Source organism: Streptococcus himalayensis (genome assembly GCF_001708305.1).
Classification (GTDB): domain Bacteria; phylum Bacillota; class Bacilli; order Lactobacillales; family Streptococcaceae; genus Streptococcus; species Streptococcus himalayensis.
In genome coordinates this window covers 1,549,349-1,565,953 of sequence record NZ_CP016953.1, presented here as the reverse complement: position 1 = coordinate 1,565,953, position 16,605 = coordinate 1,549,349, and the positions used below count along the sequence as shown (strand labels likewise).

The following is a 16,605-nucleotide window of genomic DNA, read 5'->3' as shown; positions in this document are numbered from 1 at the left end:
ATTTAAAATGCCTATTTAGGGATTTCAAAAAATTCCTTTGGAAGATAGCCTTTCCCAGCAACTAAGTCATACTGCACTAGTTTTAAATCTTCTGCAATCGCTCTTCCTTCATCATCTAATTCATTCTTATCTACACTTGCCTTATGCAAGACCTCTGTAAGCAAGGCATAATAAGGTGATACCTTTGAATTTGTTTGTTCTAGCGTTAAAGCTGTAAAGTCACTAGAATTTACAAGCGGATAATCCAATTTAGGCGTATCAAAATTACTCCATATAAAGTAATCCGTGAGATATTGACTATCTGGATTCTTCTCAAATGCTGATTTAGGGTATAAACCTGGTAAATGATCACCATAAAAAACAACCGTAATTTTTTTATTCACCTTAGATAAATCATCTAAAAATTTTTTCGTAGCCTGATCAGTTTGATAAAGTAAACGGGAATAAGAAGTTAAGGAAGAATTCTCAGAATTCGTAAATCCTTCTCCTGTTACAATTAGATTTTCTGGTGTATCGAAATACCAAGGTGCATGATTTTGCATTGTCATTACTGAAAAAAATTGACTTTCGTTAACATCCAACTGTCTTATTAACTCATCATAAGTTGACTGATCACTAGGATGAGCGCCCAGAATAGAAGGTGGTTCTATCTTTACATTTCCATTCTTTAAAAATATCTGCTTATCAAAATCCAGACGTTTGTAAATAATATTTCTTGAATAATTGTTTGCATGAGCAAAATGTAGAACAATTCTATTATTTGATAAAAATTGATCACTGATTGTTGGAAATATTGAAAATCTTGGTACAACCTCCGTATAGAGAATCGACACAAAAGAAGTAAAATTATATTTAGGTAATCCTGTCAAAGTCTGAAACTCCATATTGGCTGTTCCTCCACCGTATCCATCAGACTTCATCATTCCACTAGTTGTTTTGCTCTTTATCTCCTCAATATTCGGTAGAACTTCTGTTGAGGCTGTAATTTGAGGAATGTGTTTTGGATTCGATAAACTTTCGCTCAAAACATAAATAACAGTTTGATCAGAAATAGAATTTATTCTACTGCGATTCAGCTCATTTGAATGTGTTTTATATTTTTGAACTATCTCATCAATAGCAGATTTTGAATACCTTACAGGTGTTTCCATCACTTTAATCGAAAACTGTTTCATCCAAACATAGCTTAATGATTGAAATCTTGCTCTTGCATTCAATCCTTGCCAAGCGATGTCATATACATTATTGACCGACGATAATACCGGAATTCCTTTAGGAATGTTTTCATCTTTTGCCTGAGAAAATACGTGTACAATTCCTACAAATATTTGCCAAATGAGTACAACATACAACAATCTTTTCCAATTTTTGGATACAATTTTACCAGATAGCAGACCACGCCTCTGCAAATATAAAGTAAAAAATAACAGTAAAAAAATTCCCCACATAATCGGAACAATATCAATCGAAATAAATTTTGACAATGTTTGAAATTCTTTCCACCAGGATAAATCCGCAGGAATAAAAGGTTCACTTCTCATATCAAATTTGATACTATTTATAACACTAATTGCAGTTCCAAAAATAATATTAAAAACTGTTCCAAATATATATCTATTACATATAAGATATACTCCCAGAAAAACTCCTGTCAAAATAAATATTTGAAAAAAGGTAGCTCCTGAAACAATGTAATAGTCATACCATTTCCCGTATTCTGTAATCCCAATTTGAATATAATAGTTAAAAATCGCTCCCAGAATCACGCTTGTTGTAACAGCTAAAGACAAACTAACTTTATTTTTGAACAAATTTCCGCAAGCTTTTATAAACAAGTAAGATAAAACAGAAATCACAAGGTAGCATAATAGAGTATAGATAAATAAATTTTGAAATATTTCACCTTTATTCTGTAAATCTATTGAGATAAGTCGATTGGTCAATATTCTATCTTTCATTTGATTACCAGTTAAAATAAAAGATGTCAAAAATTGACTTACTAGTATTCTGTATGTCAGTCTAGAGGTGCTCAAATTTATAAGAGTAGGGAAATAAAACTCTTTAATCACTCTTACAATAAATGATAAAGATAAAATGATAACTAAAATCCATACAAAATTGGTTTGTAGAAAATGATTTTTTGAAAATTGATTCCAAATAAATTGATTATCATTAATTTTTAAGGTCATCTTCATAAAATAAGATGATGTTAAATAAAATAAATAAAGAATCGTAAGTTCAAAAAATAATTTTACGGAAACATAATTAGAGAATACCCAAATCAATATTATAATAGAAATAGTAAATCCCATTTGATAATACTGTTCTAAATGAGACGATCGTAATAAACCTATTCCGATAATATTATAAGTTATTTCCTTATAACTGATAATATAGAATAAAAATAATAGTAACAAATAATATAACTTTTGTTTAATTGGCATAATCTATTCCTATGCTCCTATCCCCCACTCTTCTCTAATGAGTATCTGCTATGATCTTCAGATATATCTACTTTATTCGCTAAGCGAAACCCCCTCCATTTTTCTAGATGAAATAAAGGATTTACGCATAGCCAATACAATTTTCGTTTTCGTGAAAAATCGCTATCCCTACAAATTTTGACAGCATCTTTCAAACTTCCTTTAACCGTATTCATAACTAGAGTTGCTAGAGATACAGGAGTCGTCACTCCACTATTGATACGAATATTATAAGTTTCATCAAACATGCGCTTTCTATACTGCGACAATAGAACATCATTCGAATGTTCTACAATTGCTTTGGCATTATAAACCTTGATATATCCAGCGTCTAAAATATCTTTTCCATACTCGTAATCTTCAGAATAAGCTACCTGACGATAGCCAATCTGATTGACCAAAAACTCACGAGGGGCTGAAGAACAGACATCACTATAAAAGGATTCCTTTGTATATGTCCCTTTTAATGTTTCATCCGAACGTGTCCAGAAAGTCAAAGCATCTTCTGCACCCTGTTCACGAAATACTGCTTCAATATCATACTTCATCGCTGGAAAGCAGGCTAAACGAGGTTTCTGACGTGCTACTACTCCTGCTATATTAGGATTTAATGCAAATGGAGTAACCATCTCTGTCAACCAATTTTCATTATAAGGAACCGCATCTTGACTCAAGTAAACCATGATTTCTCCTGAAGAAATCTCAGCAGCCATTTGACGTGTACCCCCGTGAGAATAATCTTCTTTAGCAATTTTTTTCAACTGAATATTGCCGTACTTTTCAGCAAATCGTTCTATAATTTCTACAGATTTATCTCTAGAACCTGAATCAGTAATCAATACATCCCACTCAAAATTTGTTTTTTGGCGATACAAGGCTGCTAAAGTCTCTTCCAAATGATCGTTTTCCCCATTATAAACAGGGATAAAAATAGTCGCTTTCTTATTGTTAGACACGAGTTACCTCACGTAAAATAATCTCTTCCACTTTTTTATAGCTCTCTTCCCATGATGTGGCTTGGTATTTCTGACTTATTTCTTCAGCATATTCACTGATAGCTTCTCTCTCCACTACTTCGGATAATTTTGTAGCTAAATCAATAGGATAGGCCTCTGCGTAGACAATATCAGTATTATCTCCTAATACTTTCGTATTATTGTCTCCCGTATTCATAACTGGTACACAGCCTGCTACTAAGAGTTCAAGTGGAAGAAGAGAAACATTTGTCAAAGAAAGAACTAAGCAAGCAACACTTTCGTGATAAATTTCTGCTAGTTCTTGCTTATTTAAAATACCTCTATCTGTAAATTCAAAAGGAATATCATAATTTGACATCTCTTGTCCAAAAAACTCAATCTCATATTCTGGATGCTTCTCTTTAAAAATTTTCAAAGCCATGACACCCAATTCGAAACCGCGTCTTTCTGTGTGGGCACGAGCATAAAAAGCTATTTTTTTCTTTTTTAAAATTGGGGCTTTAGGTCTATAGATATCAATGTCTGCTCCAAAATTAAAATAATCTGCTTCCATACCATATTCTTTGACTTTATCAGGAAGCCACGCTCCTGCTGTGATTCCATAAAATCCAAATTTATAGGTAGCCTCTGCTAATTTATAACGAGAGCCAACACCATAAAATATAGGCTCAAAATCTTGGACAAAATAAAATTTATGTAAATTTTCTCCAATCAAATTAAATACAGCATAAGCAGTTTCCCAGCTAGTCGCAAAAACGACATCCTCATCTTGAAATTCCTCTATCTCCTTTACAGGAACATTGAGTTTATAGGATCGTTCAAAAATATCCTGTGCTTCCTTGGCAGATTGAGGAATCGTATTGTTTCTATAAAGATAAAAGGTTAGACGATGTCCTTGAGATTGCAAATACTTTACAAATCGGGAAATGGTGGTATGCCCTCCCCCTCCTGGACCAACAGGAGGAGTCACCCATGCAATATTTAATCGATCCTTATCTAGTTTTTCTGGTTTCACATAAGGTTGATGGATATAATCTGCCTTTATCAAATCTTCCAATTGTGGCATAACAGGAATAGCAGACATATCAATTTTGGGGGACATCTCTCCACTAGGATACTTAATACTCTTCAATTTATGACTTATTTTTCGTAAAGTAGCTCTCGTACCTTCATTTTTATAAGTCGATATTAACTTATTCATCTTATTTATTCCTTATTTCTTAATATCTTTTTAATCTTTGTCCATACTAAAGATAATTTATAAAATCTTGAAAGTTTTAATAATTCCAACTCATTTTTTATGACCTCTCGCTCGTCCGCAACTATTTTAAGAGATTCTAACTCTCCTTCAAGATTATGAATTCCTTCCCAAAGATTCATAGTATCATTATTCAAACGAACAAGATCCTTTATCAGTGTATTCATCGCTAGTAAATAAGTGATATAATAGGAATCAAAAATTGTCCCAACTTCCGCACGCTGCTCTACCGTTTTCAAAATTAAAGGGATAATATTTTGAAGAGAGAACTGCTCTTGAAATCTTTCCAAATTTTTTTCTTGAAAATTTTTAGCAGCAGAAAAATTAGCAACAATATCTTTGGCGATTTCTTTACTTGTGCGCTTTTGTTCTTCAAAACCTCTACCTGAAAAATTATGATATTCCGCTAATTCAAAATTTTCATCTGTAAGAAAACCTGGGCCTGCAAAATGATCATATACATAAATCGGTTTTCCCATCACCAAACAATAAGGAATATTTTTCCCAATACCAATCACACAATCATATCTTGCCAATAAATCCGGACTGATTAACTCATACTTATCTGCCCATACACCATAATAATCTACTTCGATTTTGTATTCCTTTAATTCTTCCTTTAAATCCTTGATTTCTTGAGGAGGATGATTTGAAATGACTAGAATCTTTTTCAACTCCACTTGAGAACAACTATACTTTTCTTTTAGATATTCAGAAGGGACGGGATTTTGATAAAATTGTAAATTTGGAATCTCTCTAAAAAATCGATGAAGATTACAATCTACAATTTCTTGTGAAATCGCTAATGTTCCAGAAGAAATATGTTCTTCCAATTGATACACAAACGGTTGTTCCAAAACATGTTCTGGTAAAGCAGCCATATGAAAAAATAAAAATTTCGGTGTTTTTTCACGTTTTTGTCCTAAGCTTTTAATAATAGACGCTGGAAGAATATTTTGCGCAGACCAAATATAATCATATCTACTTAGATCAAACGGATGAAAATAATCTGTAATCAGACAAATCTCTCTCGTTTCAAACTCAGACTTCATCGGATCTTGGGCAGACAGCGTAAATACTTCAACTTCTGCACCATTATTTTTAAAAAATGAAGCGAGTTCTAATATATTAATTTCTGCTCCACTAAAACCGCGTAACCATATATGAGTGATTAAAATTTTCTTGTTTTGAAACATCTTGCACCTCTTTGATTATATCAACTTAACATTTGCTTTTGGCTTCCAATAAATATTATTCCCAGCTTTCCCTCTGTTGATCAACTCAAAATTTGAGATTCCACTAAATATCGCATATTCTTTAGAGCGGTCACGTGATTTAACACCAAGTTCTGTTAAAAACTTCCCATTTGGAAAAATATTTTGAATGTCAAATGTTATATGAACTCTTTGATCCACTACATTAATTTCACCATCCATTTCTTCATCAGAAACCCACCTATACAGTAGTTCACCATTATCTTTATGAATTGTAAATGTTAACACAGGATCAAGAATCTCTTGTTCAAAACACACATCAAAATTAAACAGCAAAGTTGCATTCTGTTGATTTTTAAAATCAGCTTCTACTGAAATCCCATGCGAAGCAAGCTGACCAGCACTTTCTGTCTTAACGTCAATTCCATTCAAAGTCTTATAAATCTGTGAAATCTCCATCGGAGTTCCAATCACTGTCTGATATCCCTTATCAATCAACATGGCTTTATTACAGAAACGCTGCACTTGCTCCATTGAATGCGTAACTAAAATTACTGTTTTTTTCTCACGTTTTAATTGTGCAAAATAGTCAAAACACTTCCTCTGAAAAGCCTCATCTCCAACAGCCAATACTTCATCCAAAATTAAAATATCGCCTTGAGCCTTAATGGCAATCGAAAAAGCTAGACGAACCTGCATGCCACTAGAATAATTCTTTAATTTTTGATCCATAAACTCTTCTAGCTCTGCAAATTCTACAATATCATCATACATAGCTGAAATTTCTTCTCTTGAAAAACCAAGAAGAGCGCCATTCAAGTAAATATTTTCACGACCGGTTAGTTCTGGATTAAAACCAACCCCAAGTTCGATGAAGGGGACTAAAGTGCCGTTTACAGTGACCTTGCCCGATTCTGGCGTATAAATTTGAGAAATAACCTTTAAAAGAGTTGATTTACCCGAACCATTACGTCCAATAATTCCAAAAAAATCTCCTTTCTCAACTTCAAAAGAGACATTCTCTAATACATGTTGTTCCTTATAACCTTTTATTCCCCTAAAATAATTCACCAAACTTGTTCGCAAGCTCTGTGTAGATTCTGTTGGTAAATGAAAAGATTTACTTACGTTTTCAACTTTTAAAGCAATTTGTTTTTCTGGCATTATAAAATCTCCGCAAATTTCTTAGATTTTTGTTTGAAAAGAGAGTATCCAAGCGCAAATACTGCAATAGAGAGTACATAGGGAATTGCTAAAAATAGCTTATTTTCAAAGATATCCCATGAAATGGTTGCTCCAGAATAAACAATAAAATGTCTTAATTCTTGAATAATTTGTGCCAATGGGTTCATCATCATGATTTTTGCAATCGTTAAATGGCCTCGTTGAAGAATGTAGGTTAGGGAATAAATAATCGGTGTCGAATACATCCCTGCCTGCAAAATAACTTCCCAGATAGGTCCAATATCTCTATATTTTACAAAAAATGTTGCTAAAATAAATGCAATCCCCGTCGCAAACAACAATAATTCTAAAAATAGGGGAACAATGATGAGTATTTGCCATGTGAGAGCAACTCCATTGATCAGTGAGAAGCTAAGAACAACTAATAAATTGATGAAATAATTAATAGAAGCATTGATGATAGAGGAGAACACGATAATTTCTTTCGGGAAATTAATTTTTCTTAATAAGTCACCCCGAGATGCAATCGATAGCATCCCCATATTAGTGGCTTCTGTAAAGAAATTCCACGTCACCATACCGAGTAACAAACTCACTGCATAATGAGGGGTTCCATCATCAAAGCGTAAAAAACGTACAAATACAAGATACATAATGGTAAATAACAAAAGAGGTTTCAAAATCGACCATAAATGACCAATCAAGCTCCCTTGATAACGCAGTTTAAAGTCGGTTTTGACCATTTCTTTTAATAAAATCACATTTTTTTTATGAAATAAATTCATCATTTACTCCTTATAGGCAAATTTTGTGAGGATAAGACCGGTAAAAACAAGGGTGTGAAAGGCCTTATTTTTCCGATAACCATACACTCGTATACGCTTGAGTCGTTCCATAAAGGGAACATCCATAATCGTTATAAAATTCTCGACTAGTTCTCTATCCTTGGCTGACAGGGGCAAATCCAAGAGATTTCTAGCCTGTCTTTGACTGTCCTTGATTAATTTCCAGTATTTTGCAAATAACACATGGGGGCGAATCCAATTGTGCATTCGTTTTTTAAGAGTTCTAGCTCCCAGTACATTTGCTTCATGCTGGCGGTAGAGTTCAGTTGGTTGTTCAATATAGACAAGGTTTCCTAGAGCTGCCGCAACAAGTGCCAAATACCAATCATGCATCAGTAAGGCATGCGCTTCTTGTCCTGTCCAAAGCTCCGCCAAGGTATGATTGACCATGGCTACACCACCTGTGACTGTATTTTCTGTTAATTCCTGAACAAGAAGGGTATTGGCATGGTCCGACTGCGTTTTTACCATGCTTTCATGCATGATTGTCAAATCCTGTCCAACAACGGTTAAATCGGTGTAAACTAGCAAAGGCTTGTCTGCTGGGTAAGCCTGAGCTTCTTCTAATTGCCATTCTAATTTATGCTCCAACCACACATCATCCTGATCACTAAAGAAATAGTAATCCGCTGCTTTGTACTGCAAAAGGGTATGAAAACTGTTTATTACCCCAAGATTTGTCGTATCATCTGGATTGATGAAGGAAATTCGCTCATCTTTTTGGCAATATTCCTCAATAATGTCCCTTGTGCCATCGCTTGATCCATCATCTCGAATCAACAAGGTCCAATCAGAAACCGTTTGCCTGCGAATGCTATCAATCTGTTCTCTTAAAAATCGTTCACCATTATAGGTGGACATCAAAATATTGACTTTCATTGTAAAAATAAGTCCTCGTACTGCTCAACAATCCTATCCCAAGTATACTGTTGTTGAATCTGTTGTTTTGCTTGATTGCCTAAGGCTGTGAACTCCTGCTTCTGATCCACTTGATCAATCAGCTGAGCCAAAGAATTCTCCTCCTTTGTCCAATAATAGGCCGTCTCTTCTGCCACATAGTGGTTAAAGCTAACATCCAAGACCAAATTCAAATCTGTCTGTGCCAAGGCTTCCAAGAGACTAGGATTGGTTCCCCCAACCTCATGCCCATGAAGATAGGCAAAAGCTTGATTACGCAGATATTTCAATAACTCTTGATCATAAACTGTTCCCACAAATTTAATCCGACCATCCTGATCAAAACCTGTCGTTTCACGAAGTCTTTCAAAATAAGAATTTCCCTCATGATTGCAGACAATCAATAGATCTCTCTCGGTCGAAGACTTCATAAACTCTGTCAAAATCTGCTCATAATTATTTTCAGGAACAAAACGTCCCACAATCAGATAATATCCCTTCTCTTGACTTTGCCATTTCGTGAAAAATGCTCGTACGTTCGGATCTTTGCTGTCAAGTTTTGAAAGGTGGGTATCTGTCCCATAAGCGATAAATTTGGTCTGAGCCCATGGATAGGAGTTCTTGATATAATCTTCAATCCCAATATTATCAGAAATTACCAAATCGGCATGCTTGGTCATCATTTTCTCAGAATACTGGAGATAGACCTGGACAGGACGCGACCACTTACTACGTTTCCACTCTAGCCCGTCTGGATTGATTAAAAGGCTCCCGCCAATAGCGTGAATTTGGTGAGCAAACGGTGCAATAAAGGCACCGATAGTGTTTCCTAAAATATAGAAAATCGGACGCTCTATTCTCTCTTTTTTCACGAGAGACAGGGCATAGCGAATCGCTAGCATATCATAGGCAATCACGCGCGCTGGTCCAAGCTTCGGTGGATTGATGGTAAAACAATCCGCTCCCTTGTAAAGGGTATGCACATGGTGGGTTTCATCTGACAAACAAGCCACATGATACTGGATATTCCTGTTTTCTTGGTGGGTCACTAATTGCTCGACAAAGGTTTCAAACCCTCCATATTTCGCGGGAAGTCCGCGACTTCCAATCACAAAGACATGTTTCATGCTCTTCCTCAATTCAAGATTTTACAATCTATTCCATTATACCATTTTCTATGCTATTTGCCTAATAAAACAAGAAAGAGCTAGCAACGCTAACCCTTCTATTCTGCTTACTTTTTCTCTTGGCGATAAAATTCCTTCAAAGCATCTTGCCAAGTTGGAATGACAAAGCCAGTTTCTTTGGCTTTTTTCAAACTCATGGTTGAGTTGAAAGGTCGCTTAGCTTTAGCTGGAAATTGGCTGGAGTCAACAGGCACGACTTCCACGTCAGTATCTTTTAGAATTTCAACTGCAAAATCATACCAAGTCGTATCTTCTGCCGCATCATTTGACAAATGATAATAGCCAAAATCTTTTTGATTTTCCGCCAAATAAGTCATAAATTCAGCCAAGGTTCGTGTCCAAGTTGGACGACCATGTTGGTCATTCACCACAGTTAAACGTTGATGGGTTTTGGCCAAGTTTTGCATGGTAAAAACAAAATTCTTCCCATAATTTCCAAATACCCAAGCAGTGCGGATAATGTAGTAACGACTAGCGTATTTCTCAACCAGCTCTTCTCCCATGCGTTTGGTACGGCCATACTCTGTCTGAGGAGCTGGTGTGCTATCCACCTCCCATTCTTGACCGACTGGCAATTCCCCATCAAAGACGTAATCTGTTGAGATATAGACCATAGTCGCTCCGTGTTTTTCGGCTGCTCTTGCAACATTTTCTGTTCCTGTCACGTTAATAGCATAGTCCAGCTCTTTGCCTTCGTCTTCAGCAGCGTCCACTGCTGTGTAGGCTGCACAGTGATAGACCAAGGTCGGCTTCACTTCTGCAAATACCTTCTCAACCATAGCACTATCTGTAATATCCATTTCTGCAACATCCACCGCAACATAGTCTTCCTGTCTCTCATCCAAAAGATGACGCAACTCTGTTCCTAGCTGGCCATTGCTACCTGTAATTAAAATCATATTCCACTCCTTTGTTCGTTTATAGATTGACTATCCATTTACCATGCATAGTATGTAAATAAAGTGCTCAATAGCATTGTATAAATGAAGCACATTGAAATATCAAGTATCAAAGAATCGTGGATTACCCCTTGATACTTCTCAAACGTTGCATTATTTGTAGTAAAAAAGATTAAAATCAAGGGTACTACTCCCAAGAAATACCTGTCTTGAACTCCTCCTACTGCTAAGGTTCCAACAGGTGTCCAGCTTATATACATAGATAAAACAATTCCTATCGTAATCGCTGCGATAATCATAGACAAAAGAACTTTACTTAACCAATTTATTTTAAGCTTACCTGCATTATTTAGAATAACAAGAAAATAAAATATCATGTTCCACCCTACCAAAAAGGTTGGACCATATGTAAGCCAGCCAAATAAATTCATATTTTCAGGCTTCAAAATTCTTAATAAACTTTCCTTCAAAATAACAAGACTGTAATTCACTGGTGAGTGAATCATAGATAAAAGTTGCTCTTTAGAGTTCACATCTTTAAATGCTTCTGTTCCTGCCATCGTCACATTATGAACTTGTGCTGAGATTTTTAGCCAAAGAATTGATAAGATAAAAACAATGAATATAGAACAAATCTTGATTAACCAGCTATGTTTCATTTCAAATCGCTCAGACGGTAAAAAGAAAGGTAGGGCTATTAGGACAATAAACGGAAATTTAATCACTGCTAACAAAACACATAACATCGTATAAAACATATATTTTGGTAAGGTTATCTTTTTGTTAGAATAAGCAAAATTACAAAATAAACCAATCACCAATAAGATAACTCCTAAAGCGACACTATCTTGATTGTAAGAAGCGGACAAATACACATTCATGGGTAATAAAGCTGCTACTGCAATCAACTGTTCAGCTTTAGAAGCAAGTCTAATAGCTAAATAGCATAATAAGGCATAGGCTAATACATTGAAGAACCTTCCCAGCCAGTAGCTAAAAACTATACTAATATTCAATGCATTTCCTATAGCAAGACCGAGGGCTTGAGGTACATAAGAAATAAAGGAATAGATGTTTGTAATCGTTACCTCTGGTGCTACTTTCTCTTTGGATTGGTGTTTCATATTATTCAATGGACTATTTATAATCAGAGTCTTATTTTTTGACTGAACGTTTTGCGTGTCCTCTGATACCTTCAAATTTTCCAAATCGTTTGATAGGTTTACATCACCCTCTGATACAAATACACTGCGATAATAGTGTGCCGTTTCATCAGGAACATCACCAATTGGAGTTAGAAATGAAGAAAATAAGCCAGTAACAAGGATAATTAGTGCTGCCGCTACTGGTAATTTTTTAGGCTTAAAAATAATAAGTAAAATTCCAGAAAAGAATAAAAGAACTAGTAATTTTTTAGGAATTGGTTCGTTAATCGGTATGTTTATAATAGAAACTATAAAAAATACAATTACAAATATTACATAGGAGGCTTTCTTTTTTCGAACTTCCAAACGATTTATTAGATTTTCCATAAATAATTTTCCTTCCAACTACATTCCTGATGTCTTTTATTTCTTTCCTTTATAAAGGTTATATATGTAAAGTAACTTGTTCAAAATAAAACTCGAGACGACAAGACCTCCCATTGCAGCAATTGTTCCAGTCAATCTAAACTCCTTATTTTTAATATAACTTCGATACTTCAATAAATAGCGGTATTTTTTCAAAAAATGTGCAATAGATTGGTTGTAGCGATAAGGGTAGGTAAAAGGCAAGATTGAAATATAAACTGTAGCAAAGTAAATAGAAAGTGCTTTTTGAATAGTAGGAGTTTGTTCAGATATATCTGATAGTCCTTCATCAATACTTTGCAAAATATCTTGAACACTTTTTTCTTTTACTTGATTGGTAATACTTCCTATACGATTTTGCCGATACATATACTGAGGATTATCATAAATAGCATACGTTCCAATATTTTTTAGACAGGCCGCACACCACGGAACATCCTCCGACAAGCGTCCCTCAATAAATTTCAATGAATCTGAAGATAAAAACAAGTCTCTTTTTACACATTTATTCCAAGCTGGCGGATTCATCACTCCATCGCTTGTCAAGCTGATGGCATTAGCATAAAAATCTCCAACACGCTCTTTCCAGTGGTAGGCTATCACACTTTTATGAGTATTATTGTAAAAATAAGAAAAAGGAAAAACAAGCATATCTACTTCATTTTTATCAATGATAGAAGATAGCCCTTTCAAAAATTGGACATCCGACCAAAAATCATCTCCATCTAAAAATAAGAGATAGTCTCCTCTTGCCGATTGAATTCCTGTATTCCTTGCTCTGGATAATCCTCCATTTTTTTGATGAATCACTCGAACTTGTGAATATTGTGACTCAAATGTATCACAAATATTTCCCGTCTGATCGGTAGAACCATCATTTACAATAATAATTTCATAATTCGTTTGATCATACTCTTGTAAAACAACACTTTCAACAGCCTCTTCAATATAGCTTTCTATATTATAGGCTGGAATAATAATCGAAAATCTCATGTATTCTCCTTTTTAAAATTCTTTATCCTTCACTAGTTGATAAATGATGATTGAAATAATCAACCAAACAGACATTGATACTAGAAATGAAAGGGCTGCCCCAAAAACAGAGTAGGATCTGACAAGATGATCCGATAGAAAGAGAGAAACCAGAAAAGAAGAGGCAAATGAAACCACTAATACCTTCTGCTTTCTTAAAACTGTCAATAAATTATCAAAAACAGTTGCAAAAGAACTCAAGATTCCTCCAAGCATCAATATCAAGAATGATTCTTTATATTGATGTAGAGGAGTTGAATATAGAATGCTTAACACAGGGATTCCTAAAAAATAACTTCCTAGAAATACTAATCCTGTGAATAGGAAAAGGATTAAAAATATATTCCTTTTTAAAGATTGATAACCTTCTATATCTTTTTTTTCTCGATGAATAGCTAATTTCGTCAACATCGGCCTTAAAAAGAACATCATTAAATTCATTACAAATACTGGCATAAATAAAATATTGAAATCTTTTTGAATTCCTTGTTCCACAACTCCAGCTTCCAGTAATCCATCTAAGGAGTATTTAGGTTGGTTATATATATATACCAATAAAAAAGCATTTATGAAAAGAGGTAAATTCTCCTTTAATAATAACAAAACTATTCTTCTATCCCTACTTTTTAAGGAAATTTCTAAAAACTGTTTCGTATAAGAAATATCATAGACAAAGATAAAACATATAGATACTAAACAGAGCAAAAACAAGGATACTAGCAAGTTTTTAGTCATAAATAAGGCACAGGAAAACACTAAAAAAAGCAAGATATTTCGATAACAGAGAGATTTTCCTGCAATATCTAATCGTTCTTTTTGTTGAAATAAACCTTGAAAAACATCAGAAAATGCATCCGTCATCCTATACAAAGAAATCAAAAGAATTACGAAACTCTTATAACTATCATATTGTTGCCAGTATATGTAGATGAAAGTCGCCGCCATCATCAATGCACACGTCCATATACGCGCCATTAAATAATCATAGAACTGATATTTCCCTTTAATATCTGTAGCTTGAAAATTTCTAACTTGAAAAGAACCAACAATGTTTAATAAATTCCCAATTGCATAAGCAATACTAAATATATCAGCTTCAAAATCAGACAAAGTCCGTGATACAACTAATAACAACAGCACAGAGATTGCTGCTGTTGATAAACTTCCTAAGATATTCCACAAAAATATCTTTTGAGGAGACGGAGTTGACTTACTCATCATGAGATCGTAACTCCTTATCCATCAAGGCGATTGTTTGACTTAATTGTTTTATTTTTTGAGCATGACTGGACACAATATTGGTTAGGGAAAAAATAATTCCTAGACTAAGGCAAAAACCTACAAAAAAGAGAAGGTTTGTCGGTGAATAGATACCAACAAGAACGGTCAAGTTATTTAATAACTGAGGAAACCAAACAAACAATAAAAGAGCAACAGATAATAAAAACCAAGATAAGGCATAACGAATATTTAAAGTATGCTTCCTAATCAGTTGGAGCATCCACATCAAAAATAGAGCAATAATAGTCGATATAAATAGTCGAGCTGTGTAACTAAGCATTTTCTCTTCCTCTCAATTTTACCATAACAATCGCTAGGCTAACTTTAAACATGTAATAAATAGATTTTTTCAGCGAAATCGAAGATACACCGCCCTGTCTTTCTTTCATGATCACAGGAATTTCTTTAATCGTATAATGATTATGCAAGACATCTACTACTGTTTCTGGTTCGGGATAATCCTGGGGGTAATTGACTGCAAATTTTTCAATAAGAGAGCGGTTGACCAACCTCAAACCCGATGTGGCATCTGTTATCGTGTTCCCTGTCATCAATTTGATAATCCATGTAAAATAACGAATACCCATTCGTCTCGCAAATGATGATTGAAATCCTTCATTCTTAATAAATCGAGAACCAATCACCATGTCCACTTGATTTTTTTCTAGAATATTTGCCATTTCCTCTAAAAATGCTGGGTCATGTTGCCCATCGCCATCAATCTGAACTGCAATATCATAGTTATATTTCTTAGCATACAAATAACCCGTCTGTACCGCACCACCGATCCCTAAGTTAATCGGAAGGTCCACAACATTGTACTTATTTTTTTTGCAAATTTCTAGCGTATTATCTGTTGAGCAATCGTTGATAATCACATAATCAAAATGCGGCGCCTTCTCTTTTATAGCTTGAATGGTACCTTCAATATTGCTGCTCTCATTATAAGCTGGTATAATAATCAACTTCTTCATTTTACTTCTCCAATACTGTTATTGACTATTGGTCTGCTGGCTTTTTTCATAAAACTTCATCAAAAAACTTGCAATAAATCGAGGCCACATCAACTGATACATATACATATCTTCTTTGCTACGCGTATTATCTGAGATGGTAGCAGTCGTTTCAGATTCACTATGAATACGATGATACATCAGTTTTTTTGGTACGTAAATAAAGGCACCTGGATAATGTTCATTGATGTCATACCAAGCATACCAATCTAAAGAGGTTTTTAAATCTTCTCGGAAAGAAAAATCTCTCAACTTATTTCGATTATAACTAACAGCCGGGCAGCAGATAGGATTTCCCAAGGATAATACTCTCTTCTTCCAAAACTTAGAACTTGGAAAAAGAGACATGAGCTGCAACATAAATGTTTTAATTTTTAAATTTCGGTTAGGAGGGACAACTTGCTGGTCACGATATTCTGCATAATCCGAAAAAACAATCGTGGCATCTTTCTGTTTTGAAAACTGTTCCAGAATAGACTGTGCGTATTCAGATTCATACAAATCGTCTTGATGAGCAATGGTCACATAAGGTGTTTTAACAAGCGATAAGGATTGATTCCAGTCACGACCAATTCCTCCTCCTTGGCCTGTTTTTAAAGATAGACCATATTTCTTACAAATTCCTTCAACATAAGGATTTGATTCATTGATATAGACAAATATTTCTGACTGCACTGTTTGATGAAGTAAAGACTGAATACAATCTTCTAAAAATTGGCTTTCTCCGTAAGCTGAGATTACAAACGTATGTTCTGACATCTCA

The 16,605-nt window shown here is 34.6% G+C and carries 15 protein-coding genes; all 15 read right to left on the bottom strand.

Annotated elements, in window-relative coordinates:
- Positions 1-11 precede the first annotated feature (11 nt).
- Positions 12-2,444, bottom strand: a complete 2,433-nt coding sequence (locus tag BFM96_RS07285; RefSeq protein ID WP_068992369.1) for an LTA synthase family protein — start codon at positions 2,442-2,444, stop codon at positions 12-14.
- Between the two features lie 17 nt (positions 2,445-2,461).
- The gene (locus BFM96_RS07280; protein WP_398575096.1) at positions 2,462-3,379 is read right to left on the bottom strand and encodes a glycosyltransferase family 2 protein; all 918 of its coding nucleotides are present in this window, start codon (positions 3,377-3,379) and stop codon (positions 2,462-2,464) included.
- Between the two features lie 52 nt (positions 3,380-3,431).
- Positions 3,432-4,661: a rhamnosyltransferase WsaF family glycosyltransferase gene (locus BFM96_RS07275; protein WP_068992363.1), complete on the bottom strand. Its 1,230-nt coding sequence runs from the start codon at positions 4,659-4,661 to the stop codon at positions 3,432-3,434.
- Between the two features lie 5 nt (positions 4,662-4,666).
- Positions 4,667-5,914 carry a glycosyltransferase gene (locus BFM96_RS07270; RefSeq protein WP_068992360.1) on the bottom strand — a complete coding sequence of 416 codons (1,248 nt, stop codon included), beginning with the start codon at positions 5,912-5,914 and terminating at the stop codon, positions 4,667-4,669.
- 15 nt (positions 5,915-5,929) lie between these two features.
- Positions 5,930-7,096, bottom strand: a complete 1,167-nt coding sequence (locus tag BFM96_RS07265) for an ABC transporter ATP-binding protein (RefSeq protein WP_068992357.1) — start codon at positions 7,094-7,096, stop codon at positions 5,930-5,932.
- Positions 7,096-7,902, bottom strand: a complete 807-nt coding sequence (locus BFM96_RS07260; RefSeq protein ID WP_068992354.1) for an ABC transporter permease — start codon at positions 7,900-7,902, stop codon at positions 7,096-7,098. The genes BFM96_RS07265 and BFM96_RS07260 overlap by 1 nt, the downstream gene beginning before the upstream one ends.
- Positions 7,903-7,905: 3 nt before the next feature.
- Complete coding sequence (locus BFM96_RS07255; protein WP_068992351.1) at positions 7,906-8,841, bottom strand: glycosyltransferase family 2 protein; 936 nt, start codon at positions 8,839-8,841, stop codon at positions 7,906-7,908.
- Positions 8,838-9,986 (bottom strand): beta 1-4 rhamnosyltransferase Cps2T, encoded by a 1,149-nt coding sequence (gene cps2T / locus BFM96_RS07250; RefSeq protein ID WP_068992348.1) that lies wholly within the window; start codon positions 9,984-9,986, stop codon positions 8,838-8,840. The genes BFM96_RS07255 and cps2T overlap by 4 nt, the downstream gene beginning before the upstream one ends.
- Positions 9,987-10,093: 107 nt before the next feature.
- Positions 10,094-10,945: a dTDP-4-dehydrorhamnose reductase gene (rfbD, locus tag BFM96_RS07245; RefSeq protein ID WP_068992341.1), complete on the bottom strand. Its 852-nt coding sequence runs from the start codon at positions 10,943-10,945 to the stop codon at positions 10,094-10,096.
- 38 nt (positions 10,946-10,983) lie between these two features.
- Positions 10,984-12,495, bottom strand: coding sequence for a DUF2142 domain-containing protein (locus BFM96_RS07240; RefSeq protein WP_189234564.1), 1,512 nt, complete (start codon positions 12,493-12,495; stop codon positions 10,984-10,986).
- An 18-nt stretch (positions 12,496-12,513) separates the two neighbouring features.
- The gene (locus tag BFM96_RS07235; RefSeq protein ID WP_068992336.1) at positions 12,514-13,509 is read right to left on the bottom strand and encodes a glycosyltransferase family 2 protein; all 996 of its coding nucleotides are present in this window, start codon (positions 13,507-13,509) and stop codon (positions 12,514-12,516) included.
- Positions 13,510-13,521: 12 nt separating this feature from the next.
- On the bottom strand, positions 13,522-14,769 hold the full coding sequence (locus tag BFM96_RS07230) for a lipopolysaccharide biosynthesis protein (protein WP_308419373.1): 1,248 nt from the start codon (positions 14,767-14,769) through the stop codon (positions 13,522-13,524).
- Positions 14,759-15,109, bottom strand: coding sequence for a DUF2304 domain-containing protein (locus tag BFM96_RS07225; protein WP_068992318.1), 351 nt, complete (start codon positions 15,107-15,109; stop codon positions 14,759-14,761). The genes BFM96_RS07230 and BFM96_RS07225 overlap by 11 nt, the downstream gene beginning before the upstream one ends.
- A complete protein-coding gene (locus BFM96_RS07220; protein WP_068992315.1) occupies positions 15,102-15,803 on the bottom strand; it encodes a glycosyltransferase family 2 protein in 702 nt (233 codons plus the stop codon). Before BFM96_RS07220 ends, BFM96_RS07225 begins: the two co-directional genes overlap by 8 nt.
- A gap of 18 nt (positions 15,804-15,821) precedes the next feature.
- The gene (locus BFM96_RS07215; RefSeq protein ID WP_068992312.1) at positions 15,822-16,601 is read right to left on the bottom strand and encodes a glycosyltransferase family 2 protein; all 780 of its coding nucleotides are present in this window, start codon (positions 16,599-16,601) and stop codon (positions 15,822-15,824) included.
- Positions 16,602-16,605: the final 4 nt, after the last annotated feature.